The following is a 14,751-nucleotide window of genomic DNA, read 5'->3' as shown; positions in this document are numbered from 1 at the left end:
CCGTACGCGCCTTCCTGCGGCTCTGCAGGACCCCTGGGCAGTGCTCAGAATACGCAGGATACAATGAGATCATGATTGCCATCATGACTGTTACCGGTGCCGATCGCACCGGCATTATCGCCTCCGTGACCACTGCTCTTGCTGAGCTCAACGTCAACATCGTGGATGTTTCGCAGACTCTGATGTCTGGCTTTTTCACCATGATCCTGCGGGTCGACTTCGATGAGAATGAGGTGAGCATCCGCGAAATCCAGGACCGTATGAACGCCGTGGGCGAGTCCACCAATCAGTCTATTCGCGTGCAGTCGGAAGCGCTGTTCACTGCCATGAACGAGATCTAGGGGCGAAAACGAGTCATGCTTAATCGCTTCAATACCGTCAGCATTCTCGACACCATCGAGATGATCGAGAAATACCGCCTCGATATTCGCACCGTCACCATGGGGATTTCCCTACTCGGAAGCACCCGCCCCACCATGGAAGCCACCGCCGAGGCCGTCTACGATCGCGTGACCACTCGCGCAGCTCAGCTCGTGGAGGTTTGCGAAGGAATCGAGGCTGAACTCGGCATACCCATCGTTAACAAGCGCATTTCCATCACTCCAGTGTCCCTCATCGTCGCCGGTGTGGAAGGCAACCCCGTTGACGTCGCTCGTGCCCTCGACCGCGCCGCGGCTGAGACCGGTGTCGACTTCGTAGGCGGCTACTCGGCACTCGTGGAAAAAGGTGCCACCACTGCTGAGAAGAAACTCATCCGCTCCATTCCGGAAGCACTCGCAGAGACCAACCTCGTTTGCTCCTCGGTGAATATCGCCTCCTCCCGCGCGGGCATCAATATGAATGCTGCTGCACAGATGGGGCGCATCATCAAGGAAGCGGCCGAGCTTACCAAGGACCGCAGCGCTATCGGTTGCGCCAAGCTCGTGATCTTCGCCAACTCCGTGGGCGATAACCCCTTTATGGCCGGTGCTTTCCATGGCATCGAGGAACCCGACTGCGTCGTTTCCGTTGGTGTTTCCGGACCCGGTGTGGTCGACCGCGCACTCGGTTCCCTCGAAGGCGCCACGCTCAACGAGGTTGCCGAAGAGGTCAAGAAGGCAGCCTTCAAGGTCACCCGCGCGGGTCAGCTCGTTGGTTCCTTGGCATCGGAACGCCTTGGCGTGCCTTTCGGCATCATCGACTTGTCGCTCGCGCCTACTGCGGAGCTCGGTGATTCGGTCGCGCACATCCTCGAGCACATGGGCCTTGACCAGGTAGGCACGCACGGCACCACCGCGGCCCTTGCGCTGCTTAACGACGCCGTCAAGAAGGGCGGCATGATGGCCTGCTCCCGAGTGGGCGGATTGTCTGGTTCCTTCATCCCGGTGTCTGAGGACAAGGGCATGATCGACGCAGTGCGCTCTGGCGCTATCTCCATCGACAAGCTAGAAGCCATGACCTCGATCTGCTCGGTGGGCCTCGACATGATCGCTATCCCGGGCGATACCTCTGCTGAGACCATCGCCGGCATGATCGCGGATGAGGCCGCCATTGGCGTGATGAACCATAAGACCACCGCCGTGCGTGTTGTCCCCGCCCCTGGCACTCGGGCCGGCGACGAGGTCAACTTCGGTGGCCTCCTGGGCTACGCGCCGGTTATCCCGGTCAACCAGGTCGGCAACTCCACCTTCATCAACCGCGGAGGCTTCATTCCGGCGCCGGTGCACGGCTTCCGCAATTAACACCCGCCGCTAGCGGTGCGCAGTTGTTCCTCAAGGCCAGCAATGAGCGACTGCGCAAACTTCGCGCGCTCAGTGCTAATTCCCCATTGTTTAGGCTCGGTGCGCACGATGCGCCCAGTAGAGTTGAGGAAATGGGCAAAGTTCTCAATCACCGCTCGGTTACCATGGCGCACGGCCTCGTTAAGGACGGTATCTGCCAGTCTGGTTGACCACACTTCGAGCACGTGTGGCGACGTGCTTTTGCCAATCACGGTACAGGCAGCGTGTGCGAGGCGCACACCTTCGGCATCGTGCCATACACCACCGGCTGCGCGCAGACGACAGGAGATGATGGCCGCGCCCTCGAGTGCCGGGATGAGTCCGAGCCGCACGCAGGTCTCGACGTACTCGGCGCCATTACCCACTGCCATAATCGGGCCAATATCAGCGACAAAGCCACGGGTGTCTTCCTCAGTGACGTACCACGCGCGAAAGATGAGGTAGTCCTCGTAATTGAAGTGGCCTGCGTTGGCTAAGGCATTGAGCACCCTGGTGGCTGCGGCTTTCGCCCACACAATGTCGCTGGAGAAGTACTCGGTGAGACGATGACGGATAGTCGCAATGTCGTGTTCCCACTGGCCTGCGTCAATACCGCGGATGAGTTCCCGGGATGCACAGTCAACGCGTACGTTTGGGTCTTGAGCAGCCAGCCCGTCTAATAAGGCCTCAAGGTCGCTGGCCGCTCGAGCGTTCGTCATCTCAGTCGCGGCCATTGCGTCCTCCCTCGCATTCTCTTGGCACTCTCGTGTCACTTCTACCTCTGGGTTTCCCACAGAGTAAAACACAACCAGCGTCCTGGGAGGCGAATGGAGAGAATTCCCCAAAGAGTTTTATAGGCAGGATCTCTTAAGCGAGCTCAACAATCTCCATGTACTCATCACTCCAGAGGTCTTCATCGCCGTCCGGCATGATGATGACGCGCTCAGGGTTGAGTGCTTTCACCGCTCCCGGGTCGTGGGTCACCAAGACGACAGCACCGGTATAGGTGCCAAGGGCGTCAAGCACCTGTTCGCGGGACTGGGGATCGAGGTTGTTTGTGGGCTCGTCGAGAAGCAGCACGTTCGCACGCGAGGACACCAGCGTTGCCAGGGATAGTCGGGTCTTCTCACCGCCGGAGAGAGTGCCAGCAGGTTGTTCGAGCTTGTCGCCGGAGAACATGAAGGCGCCGAGCAAGCCACGCAGGTCCTGCTGCCCCGCATCCGGGCAAGCCTCGATGGTGTTCTCCCACACCGTTTTATCCGGATCGATGTTGTCGTGCTCCTGGGCAAAGTAGCCGATGCGCAGCCCGTGGCCGGTGACGATACCACCCTCGCCGTCGGTGCGCTCGACACCGGCGAGCAGTTTGAGCAAGGTTGTCTTACCAGCGCCGTTATAGCCCAGCACAACCACACGGGAGCCTTTGTCAATGGCCAAGTCCACTCCGGCGAAGACCTCAAGGGAGCCATACATCTTGGTCAGGCCCTTAGCGTTCATCGGGGTCTTACCGCACGGAGCCGGCTCTGGGAACTTGATGTTGGCCACCTTGTCGGCCACGCGGACATCATCGAGCTCGTTCATCATGCGCTCAGCGCGGTGCAGCATCTGCTTGGCAGCAGCCGCCTTCGTGGCCTTCGCACCCAGCTTGGCGGCTTGCTTCTGCAACGCTGCAGCCTTCTTCTCTGCGTTGGCGCGCTCGCGGCGGCGGCGAGCCTCATCGGTCGCGCGGGCGTCGAGGTACTTCTTGAAGCCCATGTTGTAGACATCTGCTTCGGCACGCACGGCGTCGAGGAACCAGACCTTGTTGCACACGGCCTCCAGCAGGTCCACGTCGTGCGAAATCATGACGAGGCCGCCCTCGTGCTTGGACAAGAAGCCGCGCAGCCAGGTAATGGAGTCTGCGTCGAGGTGGTTGGTGGGCTCGTCGAGAAGCAATGTGGTTTGAGACTTTCCGGACCCAGCTGAGGCCGCGAAAAGAATCTGCGCTAGCTCCACACGGCGGCGCTGACCGCCAGACAGGGTCTTGAGCTGCTGATCCAGGACGCGCTGCGGAAGGCCCAAGTTGTCGCAAATCTGCGCGCACTCAGAATCCGCCTCGTAGCCGCCGAGAGCGTGATACTCCTCTTCCAAACGAGAGAACTTACGGATAGCTTTGTCGCGGATCTTATCGTCCGTGGCCGTCTCCATGAGCTCCTGCTGCTTGGCCATCCGGCGCTTGATGTCATCGAGACCTCGTGCGGAGAGCACGCGCTCGCGCGCGGTCTGCTCAATGTTGCCCTCACGGGAATCCTGGGGCAGGTAACCAATGGGGCCCGAGCGGGTCACAGAGCCACCATAGGGCTCTGTCTCCCCCGCCAGAATGCGCATCGTGGTGGTCTTACCCGCACCGTTACGCCCGACCAGGCCGATGCGGTCTCCCGGTTGGACGCGAAGGTGCTGGCCAGGGGCGTCGAGAAGCGTGCGTGCACCTACACGCACCTCGAAATCATTGGTCACAATCACGTCGAAACAGTCTAGCAACCAGGGCAGTTAAACCCGAACCCACGATAGAACTTCCTTCACCACGTAGTCGGGCTTCCTCCTGCAAAGCCACTGTGGATTCGTGAAGCCCTTTTCGGCGCGTTTGATCTATCCACGAAGTTCAATGTGACTACATTGGCCTCATGAGCACTTCAGACACATCGAAACCACCGTTGATCCTCGCGATTACCGCCTGCCCCACTGGCATTGCCCATACCTACATGGCGGCCGAGAATCTCGAAGCTGCTGCCGCAGAGCTTGGCTACCGTATCAAGATTGAGACACACGGCTCAATCGGTGTTGAAGGTACCTTTAGCGCGAAAGACATCGACGAAGCCGATGCCATCGTGATTGGCGCCGACACCGTAATTGCAAAGGACCGCTTCCACGGTAAACGTTTGGCAGCTACTGGCGTCGATGAAGCAATCAAGCATCCAAAGGAACTTCTTACCCGATCCCTATCAGCGGCGAAATGGAAAGGAAAGACCTCAAGCAAATCGCCACAAGCTGCTGAGGACAAAGAGCGCTCCGCTAGCGCCACTGGGTTCCCAGCACTGGGCCAGACCCTTTACAAGGCTTTGATGAACGGTGTTTCCCACATGATCCCGTTCGTGGTGACCGGTGGTCTCCTCATCGCGGTTGCACTATCGATCGGAGGAACACCTACGCCCGAGGGTTTGGCGATTCCAGAAGATTCGTTCTGGAATACTCTGAACGAACTGGGCGGCTTAGCCTTCTCACTCATGGTGCCGGTTCTTTCCGGCTATATCGCAGTTGGCATTGCAGACCGTCCCGGGTTGGCGCCAGGACTCATCACCGGTCTTATCGCGACGACTGGTTCGCTGTACGGTTCCGAGGCCGGTGCCGGATTCTTGGGAGGCATTGTTACAGGCATCCTATCCGGCTACGTGGCCCTGGGGATTAAGAAGATCCCCGTCAACAAGTACATCGCCCCAATTTGGCCGATCATCGTGATACCGATTTTCACCACACTCATCGTTGGGCTTATCTTCATTTACTTCGTCGGCGCGCCCGTAGCCGGGGCATTTGAAGCACTGACCGAGTATCTCGCAGGGATGGAAGGCTCCTCTGTCATAGTCCTTGGTCTCGTTATCGGCGCGATGATCGCATTCGACATGGGAGGCCCCTTCAACAAAACTGCCTTCCTCTTTGGTGGTGGCATGATTGCCGCGGGCAATGCGGCACCAATGGGCATGGCCGCTACCGCTATCGCTGTACCGCCCTTGGCGGTGGGAGTTGCCACCCTAGTCCGCCGCGCTTGGTTCAACAAAGCAGAAAAAGACGCCGGAATCGCCGCGCTCTTCATGGGGTTCTTCGGCATTACTGAAGGCGCAATTCCTCTTGCCGCTGCACGTCCGCTACAGGTCATTCCGGCAAACGTCATCGGCGGTGCGGTGGCGGGCGCCTTGGCAGGTGCATTCGGGGTCAAGGACCATGTCATGCATGGCGGTCCCATCGTTGCGATGCTTGGCGCTGTCGACAACGTCATAGGCTTCTTCGCAGCATTGCTCATCGGCGTCGTCGTCTGTGCTTCGGTGATGCTCCTGTTGATTGGATTTACCCAAAATAGGAAATCTCAGAGCTGGAGCGAGAACAAGAGTGAACAGAACGCCGCACACGAATCTCATGTCACCGTCCCGGAAGCATCGGCCCAGGACCAACCACTGCTATCTGTCGAGACGGTGAGCCTCGACCGCAACCTGGGAAATAGCCGCGAAGAGACCATCCAAGCACTTGTTCAGCTTGTTTCAGGTCGCATGTCTGATCCCTCTGCAGTGGTTCATGCAGCCCTTGAGCGGGAATCGAAGCATTCCACCGGGGTGGGGCATGGCGTGGCCATCCCACATGCCCGGTCTGCGGGTGTGGCAACTCCTACGTTGGCTTTTGCTCGCCTCCCCAAAGGCATCACATGGGCGGAAGGCGAGGAGCCAACAACGATGGTGTTCCTCATTGCCGTGCCAGACGACGCCGGCAAGCAGCATCTCAAGCTGCTCTCCAAGCTGGCTAGGGCCATCATGAAAGAAGACTTCCGAGCCCGCCTCGAATCCGCCACAACTAAGGAAGAGGCTGTCAGCATCATCTCTTCCGCCCTGAATCCGGCATCCACACCAGCTGAGAAGTAGCGGTATGGCTAAGGCGCCCGCCCATTAGGGAAAAGAAACCGTCAGCCCGAATGCGCGGCAGGTCATGGAACAAAGACCTACAGCATCTCGGACTGATGGAAAGAGGGCTTGCAGTCGAATCTAGACGGCAAAGCCGAGGGCCTGGAGCATCTCGCGGCCCTCCTCAGTAATCATGTTCGGGCCCCACGGCGGCATCCATACCCAGTTGAGTTGGACGGCCTCAGCAAGCTTGTTGCCCACGATGACGTCCTCAATCTGCTCGCCAATCACGTCGGTGAGCGGGCAGGCCGGAGAAGTCAGCGTCATATTAATGACGCAGGTGTTCTTGCCGTCAATCTCATCGAGCCAGACGTCGTAGACCAAGCCCAGATCAACGATGTTGATGCCGAGCTCTGGGTCGATAACGTCGCGGAGATACTCGGTGATGTCGAAGACCTTAGCAATCTGCTCTTCGGTCTGCTCAGGCTTGACAGCACCTCCATCAAAGGACGCGTTCTGGTCCTGGTACGGGTCGGTAGGACCCGTGGTTTCAGTGTTTTCTGCCATCTATTTCTCCAATTCGTTCAGCGCCTCCATGGTGGCGGCCTGAAAAGCCTTCCACCCCAGAAGAGCGCACTTCACACGGGCGGGGAATTTGGCCACACCGGCAAAGGCGATGCCGTCCCCAATGATCTCATCGTCACCCTCGACTTCACCGCGCGAGGTGACCATCTTCTCAAACTCAGCCAGCTTGGCGTTGGCTTCTTCGAGAGGGATGCCCACGATTTCTTCCGCCATGACGGAGGTCGAGGCCTGCGAGATGGAGCAGCCTTCGGCGTCGTAGGAGACGTCCTCCACTGTTTCTCCATCGGCAGAGAGCTTCACACGCAAGGTGATCTCGTCACCGCAGGAAGGGTTGACGTGGTGGACTTCTGCCTGACCTTCGCGCAGGCCGGAAAACTTCGGGTTCTTGTAATGGTCCAGGATGACGTCCTGGTACATGGAATCTAGGTTCATTCGCTCACTCCAAAGAAGGCACGGGCTGCCCGCACCGCCTCTACGAGGGCGTCGACCTCGTCCTCAGTGTTGTACAGGTAGAAGCTGGCGCGTGCGGTCGAATTAGCCTTGCACGCGCGATGCAGTGGCCACGCGCAGTGGTGGCCAGTGCGAATGGATACGCCATGGGCATCGAGGACTTGGCCCAAGTCGTGGGGATGGATTCCCTCCACGACGAAGGATACCGCTCCCCCACGATGTTCAGTGTTCTCGGGGCCAATGATGCGCAGGCCCGGAATCTGGGTGAGCTTCTCCAAGGCATAAGCGGTGAGCTTCTTCTCGTGGGCATGGATGGCGTCCATGCCGATCTCACTGAGGAACTTCACGGCCGCACCGAGTCCCACGACCTGGCTGGTCATTTGGGTGCCAGCCTCGAACCGTGTTGGCGGTTCTGCAAAGGTGGTGCTGTCCATCTTCACGACCTCAATCATGGAACCACCCGTGAGGAAAGGTGGAAGCTTGGACAAAAGTTCAGCTTTGCCGTACAGCACGCCGATGCCAGTAGGACCGCACATCTTGTGCCCGGAGAACGCCGCGAAGTCGACGTCCAGCGCATGGAAGTCCACCGGCATGTGGGGAACGGATTGGCAGGCATCGAGGACGACGAGGGCACCCACAGCACGAGCGCGTCGCACCAGTTCCGTGACAGGAGCAACAGCTCCGGTGACGTTTGACTGATGGGTAAAAGCCACGACCTTGACGGACTCATCGAGCTCAAGGGAATCGAGGTCGATGCGGCCATCCTCTGTCATGGAGTACCACTTCAGCGTGGCACCGGTGCGCTGGCACACCTCCTGCCATGGCACGAGGTTCGCGTGGTGCTCAAGCTCGGTGACCACCACGGTGTCACCTTCACCAACGTAGAGCTCCCCCGCACGTTCATCACTAAGCGTGTAGGCAACCTCATTGAGTGCCTCCGTGGCGTTCTTAGTGAAAGCGATCTCATCGCGGTCGGCGCCGACGAAGGCAGCGATGGCCTGGCGAGCGGACTCGTAGGCATCATCCGCCTCCTCCGCCAGCTGGTAGGAGCCGCGGTGCACCGGCGCGTTGGTGCCGAGGACAAACTCCTCCTCGGCCTTCCACACCGGCAGCGGACGTTGCGAGGTCGCTCCCGAATCCAGGTACACCAGGGGTTTACCATCGCGGACAGTGCGCGAAAGGATGGGGAATTGCTCCCTAATCGCAGTAACGTCTAGTTCAGACATGGGTCCTTCTGCTCGGTTCTGTGGTTGATAGAGGTGGTACTGGGTCCGTGCGGCGCGACTACTTGAGGAACTGCTCGTAGCCGTCAGCCTCAAGCTGGTCAGCCAGCTCTGCGCCACCGGTCTTGATGATCTGTCCATCAGCGAAAACGTGGACGAAGTCCGGGGTGACGTAGTTGAGGATGCGCTTGTAGTGCGTAATGAGGAGGATGCCGCCGTTGGTTTCCTCCTGGTAGCGGTTGATGCCTTCAGACACAACGCGCAGAGCATCGACGTCCAGTCCGGAGTCGGTCTCATCCATGACAGCGAACTTCGGCTTGAGGATATCCAGCTGCATAACCTCGTGGCGCTTCTTCTCACCACCAGAGAAGCCCTCGTTAACGGAACGGTGAGCGAAGGACTTGTCAATAGCCAGCTTCTCGCGGGCTTCGGTCAGTTCCTTGTTCCACTCACGCAGCTTCGGAGCCTCGCCACGGATGGCGGTGACGGCAGAGCGCATAAACTGCGACATCTTCACGCCCGGTACCTCGGTCGGGTACTGCATGGCGAGGAAGAGACCAGCACGGGCGCGCTCGTCAACTTCCATCTCGAGGAGGTTTTCGCCGTCAAGAAGCACTTCACCTTCGGTGACCTCGTACTTCGGGTGACCGGCAATGACATAGGACAGAGTGGACTTACCGGAACCGTTCGGGCCCATCACGGCGTGGGTCTCACCGGAGTGGATGGTGAGGTTGACGCCCTTGAGAATCTCCTTGGCCTCGCCGTCCTCCTCGTTCGGGAGCACCTGCGCGTGGAGGTTCTTGATTTCCAGAGTAGACATGGAGTTGGTACCTGCTTTCGGGGAGTGTTAAGCGTTGATCTTGGCGAGCTCGTCGACGACGCGGGATTCCAGATCCTCGCGCAGGGACTCGACTGGGATACGGGAGATGACTTCAGAGAAGAAGCCACGGATGATGAGGCGGCGAGCCTCGGCGGCTGGGATACCGCGGGACATGAGGTAGAACAGCTCGAGGTCGTCGAAGCGGCCCACGGTGGCAGCGTGGCCGGCACCAACGATCTCACCGGTCTGGATCTCCAGGTTCGGGATGGCGTCAGCGCGCGCACCTTCGGTGAGGATCAGGTTGTTGTTCGTCTCATAGGTATCGGTGTTGTTGGCGTCCTTGCGGATGAGTACGTCACCGACCCAGCAGGTACGTGCCTCGGGGGTACGCGAAGCAGAGCCCGCCTCCTCCTTCTCCGAGGCGGTAGCGCCCTGCAAAGCGCCCTTATAGAACACACGGGAGCGGCAGTTCGGGACGTCGTGGTCGACGAGCAGGCGGTTCTCAAAGTACTGGCCTGCATCAGCGAAGTAGACACCCAGCAGTTCGGCATCACCGCCGGGTCCGTCAAAGACCACGCGCGGGACGAGGCGCACAATCTCGCCGCCAAAGATAGCGGTGTTGTGGCGCAGTACAGCGTCACGGCCCACCTTGGCAATCTGGTGGGACAAATGGACGGCGTCGTCCTCCCAGTCAGCATCGACGACGACGGTGACCTGTGCACCATCTTCAAGCACGAACTCCACGTTGTCCGCGTGGGTGCCGGAACCGACGTAGCGGAGCACGATGGTGACCTCGGCGTGGTGGCCCACGTGGATGGAAGTCGCGCCAAAGGAGGTGACTCCCTCACCTGCGCCGGTAATGGTGATTTCCACCGGCTTGTCCAGCTGTGTTTCTGCAGCAACAGTGACAATCTGAGCCTCTGGCATAGATGTCCATGCCTGTGCCGCAACACGGTCAGCCGGAGCGCCTGCAGTACCGAGGCGGGAATCGTCAGCTGCCACGGTTTCAGAGGTCACGCCCTCTGGGGCTGTGACGTCGATCTTCTGGGCAGTGGCCGGGTCAAATTCCCCGTTGTGCAAACCACGCAGATTACGCAGGGCAATGAAGCGCCAGACCTCGTCGCGGCCATGCGGGACCGGGAAGTCCTCCACATTGAACGAGGTGAACTGGTCACCCTTAGTGACATCAGCAGGGTTAAATTCGTTGGAAGCTACCACTTAGCCCACCGATCCTTCCATCTGCAGCTCGATAAGACGGTTGAGCTCCAGGGCATATTCCATCGGGAGCTCCTTGGCAATCGGCTCGACAAAGCCGCGCACGATCATGGCCATCGCTTCTTCCTCGGCAATGCCGCGGGACATGAGGTAGAACAGCTGCTCCTCAGAAACCTGGGAGACAGTGGCCTCGTGGCCCAAGGTGACGTGATCGTTGCGGATGTCGTTGTACGGATAGGTATCCGAGCGGGAGTCATTATCCACAAGCAAGGCGTCACACTCGACGTTAGCTGTGGAGTTGGAGGCGTTGTTGTTGACCTGCACGAGTCCGCGGTAGGCGGCGCGGCCGCCGTTGCGGGCCACGGACTTCGACACGATGTTGGAGGAAGTGTTCGGCGCCATGTGGATCATCTTGGAGCCGGTGTCTTGAACTTGGTTTTCGCCAGCAAAAGCCAGGGAGAGAACCTCACCCTTGGCGTGCTCGCCGGTGAGCCAGCAGGACGGGTACTTCATGGTGACCTTGGAGCCGATGTTGCCATCGACCCACTCCATGGTGCCGCCTTCTTCCACCTTGGCGCGCTGGGTCACCAGGTTGTAGACGTTGGTGGACCAGTTCTGGATCGTGGTGTAGCGGCAGCGACCGCCCTTCTTCACGACGATCTCAATGACACCTGTGTGCAATGAGTCCGAGTTGTAAATCGGGGCGGTGCAGCCCTCGATGTAGTGGACGTAAGCGCCCTCCTCGACGACGATCAACGTGCGCTCGAACTGGCCCATGTTCTCGGTATTAATGCGGAAGTAGGCCTGGAGCGGGATGTCCACGTGCACGCCCTTCGGGACGTACACGAAGGAACCACCGGACCAGCAAGCGTTGTTCAGTGCGGAGAACTTGTTATCACCAGCAGGGATCACAGTACCGAAGTACTCCTGGAGAATCTCCGGGTACTCCTGCACGGCGGTGTCGGTATCGACGAAGATAACGCCTTGCGCCTCAAGATCCTCACGGATCTTGTGGTAGACCACCTCGGACTCGTACTGAGCAGCAACACCTGAGACAAGGCGCTTCTTCTCAGCATCCGGGATGCCCAGCTTGTCGTAGGTTTGCTTAATGTCTTCCGGAAGATCATCCCAGGTCTGGGCCTGCTTCTCGGTTGAACGAACAAAGTACTTAATGTTGTCGAAGTCGATCGCAGACAGATCAGGGCCCCACGTCGGAACCGGCTTCTTATTGAACACACGCAGTGCCTTGAGGCGCGACTCGAGCATCCACTCGGGCTCGTTCTTCTTCTTGGAAATGTCGCGAACGACATCCTCGCTCAATCCGCGGTGTGCTGCTTGGCCGGCTTCGTCGGAATCGTGCCAGCCATACTCGTAGCCGCCGATGGAGGAGATGATCTCGTCGTCGCTCATCTTGGTTTCAAGCCCTGGTGCTGGTTGTGCCTGTGTCAAAGCCCGCTCCTTTCTCGTCGATTAGCGTTCCTGCCGTTCCGCCGTAGAGGGCGACACGGGTGTTAAAGGGATATTTGTGGTGCAAATGCCGTGGCCGTCCGCAATGGAGGCCAAAGGTTGCACATGTTTTCCTAAAAGGGCAGAGAAGACTTCCTGTTCAGCCTCACACAGCTCCGGGTGCTCAGCGGCCACATGAGCCACCGGGCAATGGTGCTGGCAAATCTGCACGCCGTTACCCACAGACGTGACCGTGGCAGCGTAACCGTGCGCATCAAGAGCCTCAGCAAGCTGGCGTGCTACCGCTGGAACCGATTCATCTTCGTTGACCAGAGGTTTAACGTCTTCCACGAGGCGCTCGAAGCGAGTCTTGGCGAAGCGGCGTACCGCCTCTGGGCCACCTGTTTCACGCAACGCAGTCAGAGCTTCAGCTGCCAGTTCGTCGTAGGCATGGCCAAATTGTGCACGGCCTTGATCAGTGAGACGAAAATGTTTGGCTGGGCGGCCACGCCCCGCCGTATGCCCGGGGCGGGCTGGCGGGCGGCGGTGTACCACCTCAGTGAGTCCTTCTTCCACCAGAATGTCTAAATGCCGGCGGATGCCAGCAGCCGAGAGACCCAGGCGCTCACCCAGGTACGACGCCGTCACGGGGCCGTCCTTGAGAAGCAGCAACATGACATGGCGGCGGGTATCGCCCTCGGTGGAGCGAGTCTCCTTGGTCACGGTGTGCACCTCCTTGAGTGTGTCCTGGGGAACGTGTCTCAGATTAGACAACACTAGTGTTCCTTAATTGATTCCCGTTTTCCACCTTTTAGCCTTCATCGGGACGTGCGTGTCGCCTGCGAGGCGAGCGACTAAGGTAGACACTCATGAATGAGGAGCGTCACTACACCCGATCGGGGCGGTTCATGCGCGTCGTGTGGGGTGTACGCGATGAACTGCCACGGATGGGCCTCGCCGGTTCACGTTCGGCTCTCCTCCACGAGGATGCTCCATATGCGGCACGCACGGATCACGAAGCCGGGCTTGGCGACGACCACCGGCGCACCATCGCCCATCTCCGTACATTGTTCACGTTGCGGTGGTTGGGCACCATCGGCGCTTTGCTCATCGGACTTGGGGGCCTCGGTGCAGGCGCGCTGCCGGTAGTTGGCAACCCTTATGAGTCCCTCCCCTTTGGTTCGCTCATGTCCCGCATGCTGCAATCGGCGTCTGCCCTTGTCTTCATTGGTGTGGCGTTCATGGTTCTGGCCTGGGTCTGCATGGCGCCCCTCGTGGGCGCTCCCTTGCGTCTGCCGATACCAAGGCAGCAGTCCTCGGGAGAAAACTATGGACAGGAACAGCGTTTTAGCCATTCTCCCCGCGTGGTTACTCAAAGTCAGATGTGGCGTACGTGGCTGGGATGGGTGCTGCCGCTTGTCGTCACCGCTCCCCTTTTTACCCAGGACATCTACTCGTACTTGGCCAACGGGTCGATTGTCATGCAGGGCCTCGATCCCTATTCTGCTGGCCCTGTCGAATTGCTCGGCGCCGATGACGACCTTGCTCGTTCGGTCCCCTTCATTTGGGCCAATTCGCCGTCGCCTTATGGGCCTGTTGCCTTGGGTTTGGCCGCCGTGGTGAGCTGGTTGACCAATGATTCCATTATTTGGGGCGTCATCCTTCACCGCCTTTTCTCCCTGTTAGGAATTGTCGCCGCGGGGTGGGCCATTGCTCACTTGGCGGCGCGCTGCCGAGTTTCCCCCGAGGCCGCACTTTGGCTGGGCATCCTCAATCCCCTCACCATCCTTCACCTCGTTGGCGGAATACATAATGAGGCCTTCATGTTGGGGCTTGCACTCGTGGGCCTCGAACTAGGTTTACGTGCGGTCAATGACGAGCACTCCGCACGCTGGCATCAATGGCTTCTGTTTATAGCCTCCGGTGTCCTCATTTCCTGTGCCGGTATGGTCAAGGTCACTGGCTTTATTGGGTTGGGTTTTGTTGGTATGGCGTGGGCCAAGAGGCTCGTCGATAAGCACAGCGTCTCGCCACTTCGCGCCGTGCTCAGCGCTGGAGTCGTGCAGCTCGTCGTCCTAGCCCTCTCCATTGCGTTCATAACTGTTGTTACTGGCATAGACATTGGCTGGGTCTTCGGCCAGGGCGGTGCAGCGACAATTCGCTCCTGGCTGTCCACGACGACGTCGGTAGGCGTCGGCGCCGGTTTCCTCGGCATGCTGTTGGGGCTTGGCGATCACACCGAGGCAATCCTCACCGTCACCCGCAGCGTCGGCGTGATCATCGCCACCGGTTTTATGGTCCGCATGCTGTTCGCTGTCTACCGCGGCGCTATCCACCCAGTGGGTGGTCTGGGCGTATCCACGTTCGTCCTTGTCGTCTTTTTCCCCGTCGTCCAGCCGTGGTACATCCTGTGGGCAATCCTGCCGCTAGCTGCATGGGCAAACCGGCGCTTCTTCAGGATGGCGGTCATTCTCTATTCTGGCGTGATGAGTTTCATCGTGCTGCCCCGCGGTTTGGGGCTTCCTCCGGGGACCGTCTTCGTCATATATCTCGCCGCACTTCTCACCTTTGTGGCTCTCGCTACGGTGGGGTGGGTTGCGTTACGCAGGGCTGGTGTCCGTGTCCTACACTAG

13 protein-coding genes are annotated in these 14,751 nt (G+C 59.3%); 4 read left to right on the top strand and 9 right to left on the bottom strand.

What is annotated here, in order from left to right:
* Positions 1-71: 71 nt before the first annotated feature.
* A complete protein-coding gene (locus QP922_RS03490; RefSeq protein ID WP_284807938.1) occupies positions 72-341 on the top strand; it encodes an ACT domain-containing protein in 270 nt (89 codons plus the stop codon).
* A 15-nt stretch (positions 342-356) separates the two neighbouring features.
* Positions 357-1,721, top strand: a complete 1,365-nt coding sequence (locus QP922_RS03485) for a PFL family protein (protein WP_284807937.1) — start codon at positions 357-359, stop codon at positions 1,719-1,721.
* Here QP922_RS03485 and QP922_RS03480 read toward each other — a convergent pair.
* Together QP922_RS03480 and QP922_RS03475 are read right to left on the bottom strand one after the other, a co-directional pair.
* Positions 1,718-2,473, bottom strand: coding sequence for a hypothetical protein (locus QP922_RS03480; RefSeq protein WP_284807936.1), 756 nt, complete (start codon positions 2,471-2,473; stop codon positions 1,718-1,720). The two genes, QP922_RS03485 and QP922_RS03480, sit on opposite strands and share 4 nt — an antisense overlap.
* A 133-nt stretch (positions 2,474-2,606) precedes the next feature.
* Positions 2,607-4,238: an ABC-F family ATP-binding cassette domain-containing protein gene (locus tag QP922_RS03475; RefSeq protein ID WP_284807935.1), complete on the bottom strand. Its 1,632-nt coding sequence runs from the start codon at positions 4,236-4,238 to the stop codon at positions 2,607-2,609.
* Positions 4,239-4,399: 161 nt separating this feature from the next.
* Here QP922_RS03475 and QP922_RS03470 point away from each other — a divergent pair, with 161 nt between their 5' ends.
* Complete coding sequence (locus QP922_RS03470; RefSeq protein ID WP_070671192.1) at positions 4,400-6,400, top strand: fructose-specific PTS transporter subunit EIIC; 2,001 nt, start codon at positions 4,400-4,402, stop codon at positions 6,398-6,400.
* A 120-nt stretch (positions 6,401-6,520) separates the two neighbouring features.
* Here QP922_RS03470 and QP922_RS03465 read toward each other — a convergent pair whose 3' ends face one another.
* Genes QP922_RS03465 through QP922_RS03435 form a run of 7 tightly spaced genes read right to left on the bottom strand, consistent with a single transcriptional unit; the run spans position 6,521 to position 12,793 of the window.
* A complete protein-coding gene (locus tag QP922_RS03465) occupies positions 6,521-6,946 on the bottom strand; it encodes a metal-sulfur cluster assembly factor (RefSeq protein WP_284807934.1) in 426 nt (141 codons plus the stop codon).
* Positions 6,947-7,396 carry a Fe-S cluster assembly sulfur transfer protein SufU gene (gene sufU / locus QP922_RS03460; RefSeq protein WP_284807933.1) on the bottom strand — a complete coding sequence of 150 codons (450 nt, stop codon included), beginning with the start codon at positions 7,394-7,396 and terminating at the stop codon, positions 6,947-6,949. It abuts the gene before it with no gap.
* The gene (locus tag QP922_RS03455) at positions 7,393-8,640 is read right to left on the bottom strand and encodes a cysteine desulfurase (RefSeq protein ID WP_284807932.1); all 1,248 of its coding nucleotides are present in this window, start codon (positions 8,638-8,640) and stop codon (positions 7,393-7,395) included. Before QP922_RS03455 ends, sufU begins: the two co-directional genes overlap by 4 nt.
* Before the next feature lie 58 nt (positions 8,641-8,698).
* The gene (gene sufC / locus QP922_RS03450) at positions 8,699-9,457 is read right to left on the bottom strand and encodes a Fe-S cluster assembly ATPase SufC (protein ID WP_284807931.1); all 759 of its coding nucleotides are present in this window, start codon (positions 9,455-9,457) and stop codon (positions 8,699-8,701) included.
* Positions 9,458-9,484: 27 nt separating this feature from the next.
* A complete protein-coding gene (gene sufD / locus QP922_RS03445) occupies positions 9,485-10,675 on the bottom strand; it encodes a Fe-S cluster assembly protein SufD (RefSeq protein WP_284807930.1) in 1,191 nt (396 codons plus the stop codon).
* Entirely contained in the window at positions 10,676-12,121 is a 1,446-nt protein-coding gene (gene sufB / locus QP922_RS03440) for a Fe-S cluster assembly protein SufB (RefSeq protein WP_284807929.1), read from the bottom strand.
* Positions 12,122-12,142: 21 nt separating this feature from the next.
* Entirely contained in the window at positions 12,143-12,793 is a 651-nt protein-coding gene (locus QP922_RS03435; protein WP_070671386.1) for a helix-turn-helix transcriptional regulator, read from the bottom strand.
* A gap of 194 nt (positions 12,794-12,987) precedes the next feature.
* On the opposite strand from QP922_RS03435, the gene mptB reads away from it, so the two are divergent.
* Entirely contained in the window at positions 12,988-14,751 is a 1,764-nt protein-coding gene (mptB, locus tag QP922_RS03430; protein ID WP_284807928.1) for a polyprenol phosphomannose-dependent alpha 1,6 mannosyltransferase MptB, read from the top strand.

Origin of the sequence: Corynebacterium sp. MSK218, from assembly GCF_030232655.1 — a bacterium.
Taxonomy (GTDB): domain Bacteria; phylum Actinomycetota; class Actinomycetes; order Mycobacteriales; family Mycobacteriaceae; genus Corynebacterium.
This window is presented reverse-complemented; position numbering and strand designations above follow the sequence as displayed.

Excerpts from the sequence above, each read along its gene's own strand:
- QP922_RS03455 (WP_284807932.1), bottom strand. The coding sequence starts at position 8,640 with ATGTCTGAACTAGACGTTACTGCGATTAGGGAGCAATTCCCCATCCTT.
- QP922_RS03470 (WP_070671192.1), top strand. The coding sequence starts at position 4,400 with ATGAGCACTTCAGACACATCGAAACCACCGTTGATCCTCGCGATTACC.
- QP922_RS03435 (WP_070671386.1), bottom strand. The coding sequence starts at position 12,793 with ATGTTGCTGCTTCTCAAGGACGGCCCCGTGACGGCGTCGTACCTGGGT.
- mptB (WP_284807928.1), top strand. The coding sequence starts at position 12,988 with ATGAATGAGGAGCGTCACTACACCCGATCGGGGCGGTTCATGCGCGTC.
- QP922_RS03490 (WP_284807938.1), top strand. The coding sequence starts at position 72 with ATGATTGCCATCATGACTGTTACCGGTGCCGATCGCACCGGCATTATC.
- QP922_RS03485 (WP_284807937.1), top strand. The coding sequence starts at position 357 with ATGCTTAATCGCTTCAATACCGTCAGCATTCTCGACACCATCGAGATG.
- sufU (WP_284807933.1), bottom strand. The coding sequence starts at position 7,396 with ATGAACCTAGATTCCATGTACCAGGACGTCATCCTGGACCATTACAAG.
- sufC (WP_284807931.1), bottom strand. The coding sequence starts at position 9,457 with ATGTCTACTCTGGAAATCAAGAACCTCCACGCGCAGGTGCTCCCGAAC.
- QP922_RS03480 (WP_284807936.1), bottom strand. The coding sequence starts at position 2,473 with ATGGCCGCGACTGAGATGACGAACGCTCGAGCGGCCAGCGACCTTGAG.
- QP922_RS03465 (WP_284807934.1), bottom strand. The coding sequence starts at position 6,946 with ATGGCAGAAAACACTGAAACCACGGGTCCTACCGACCCGTACCAGGAC.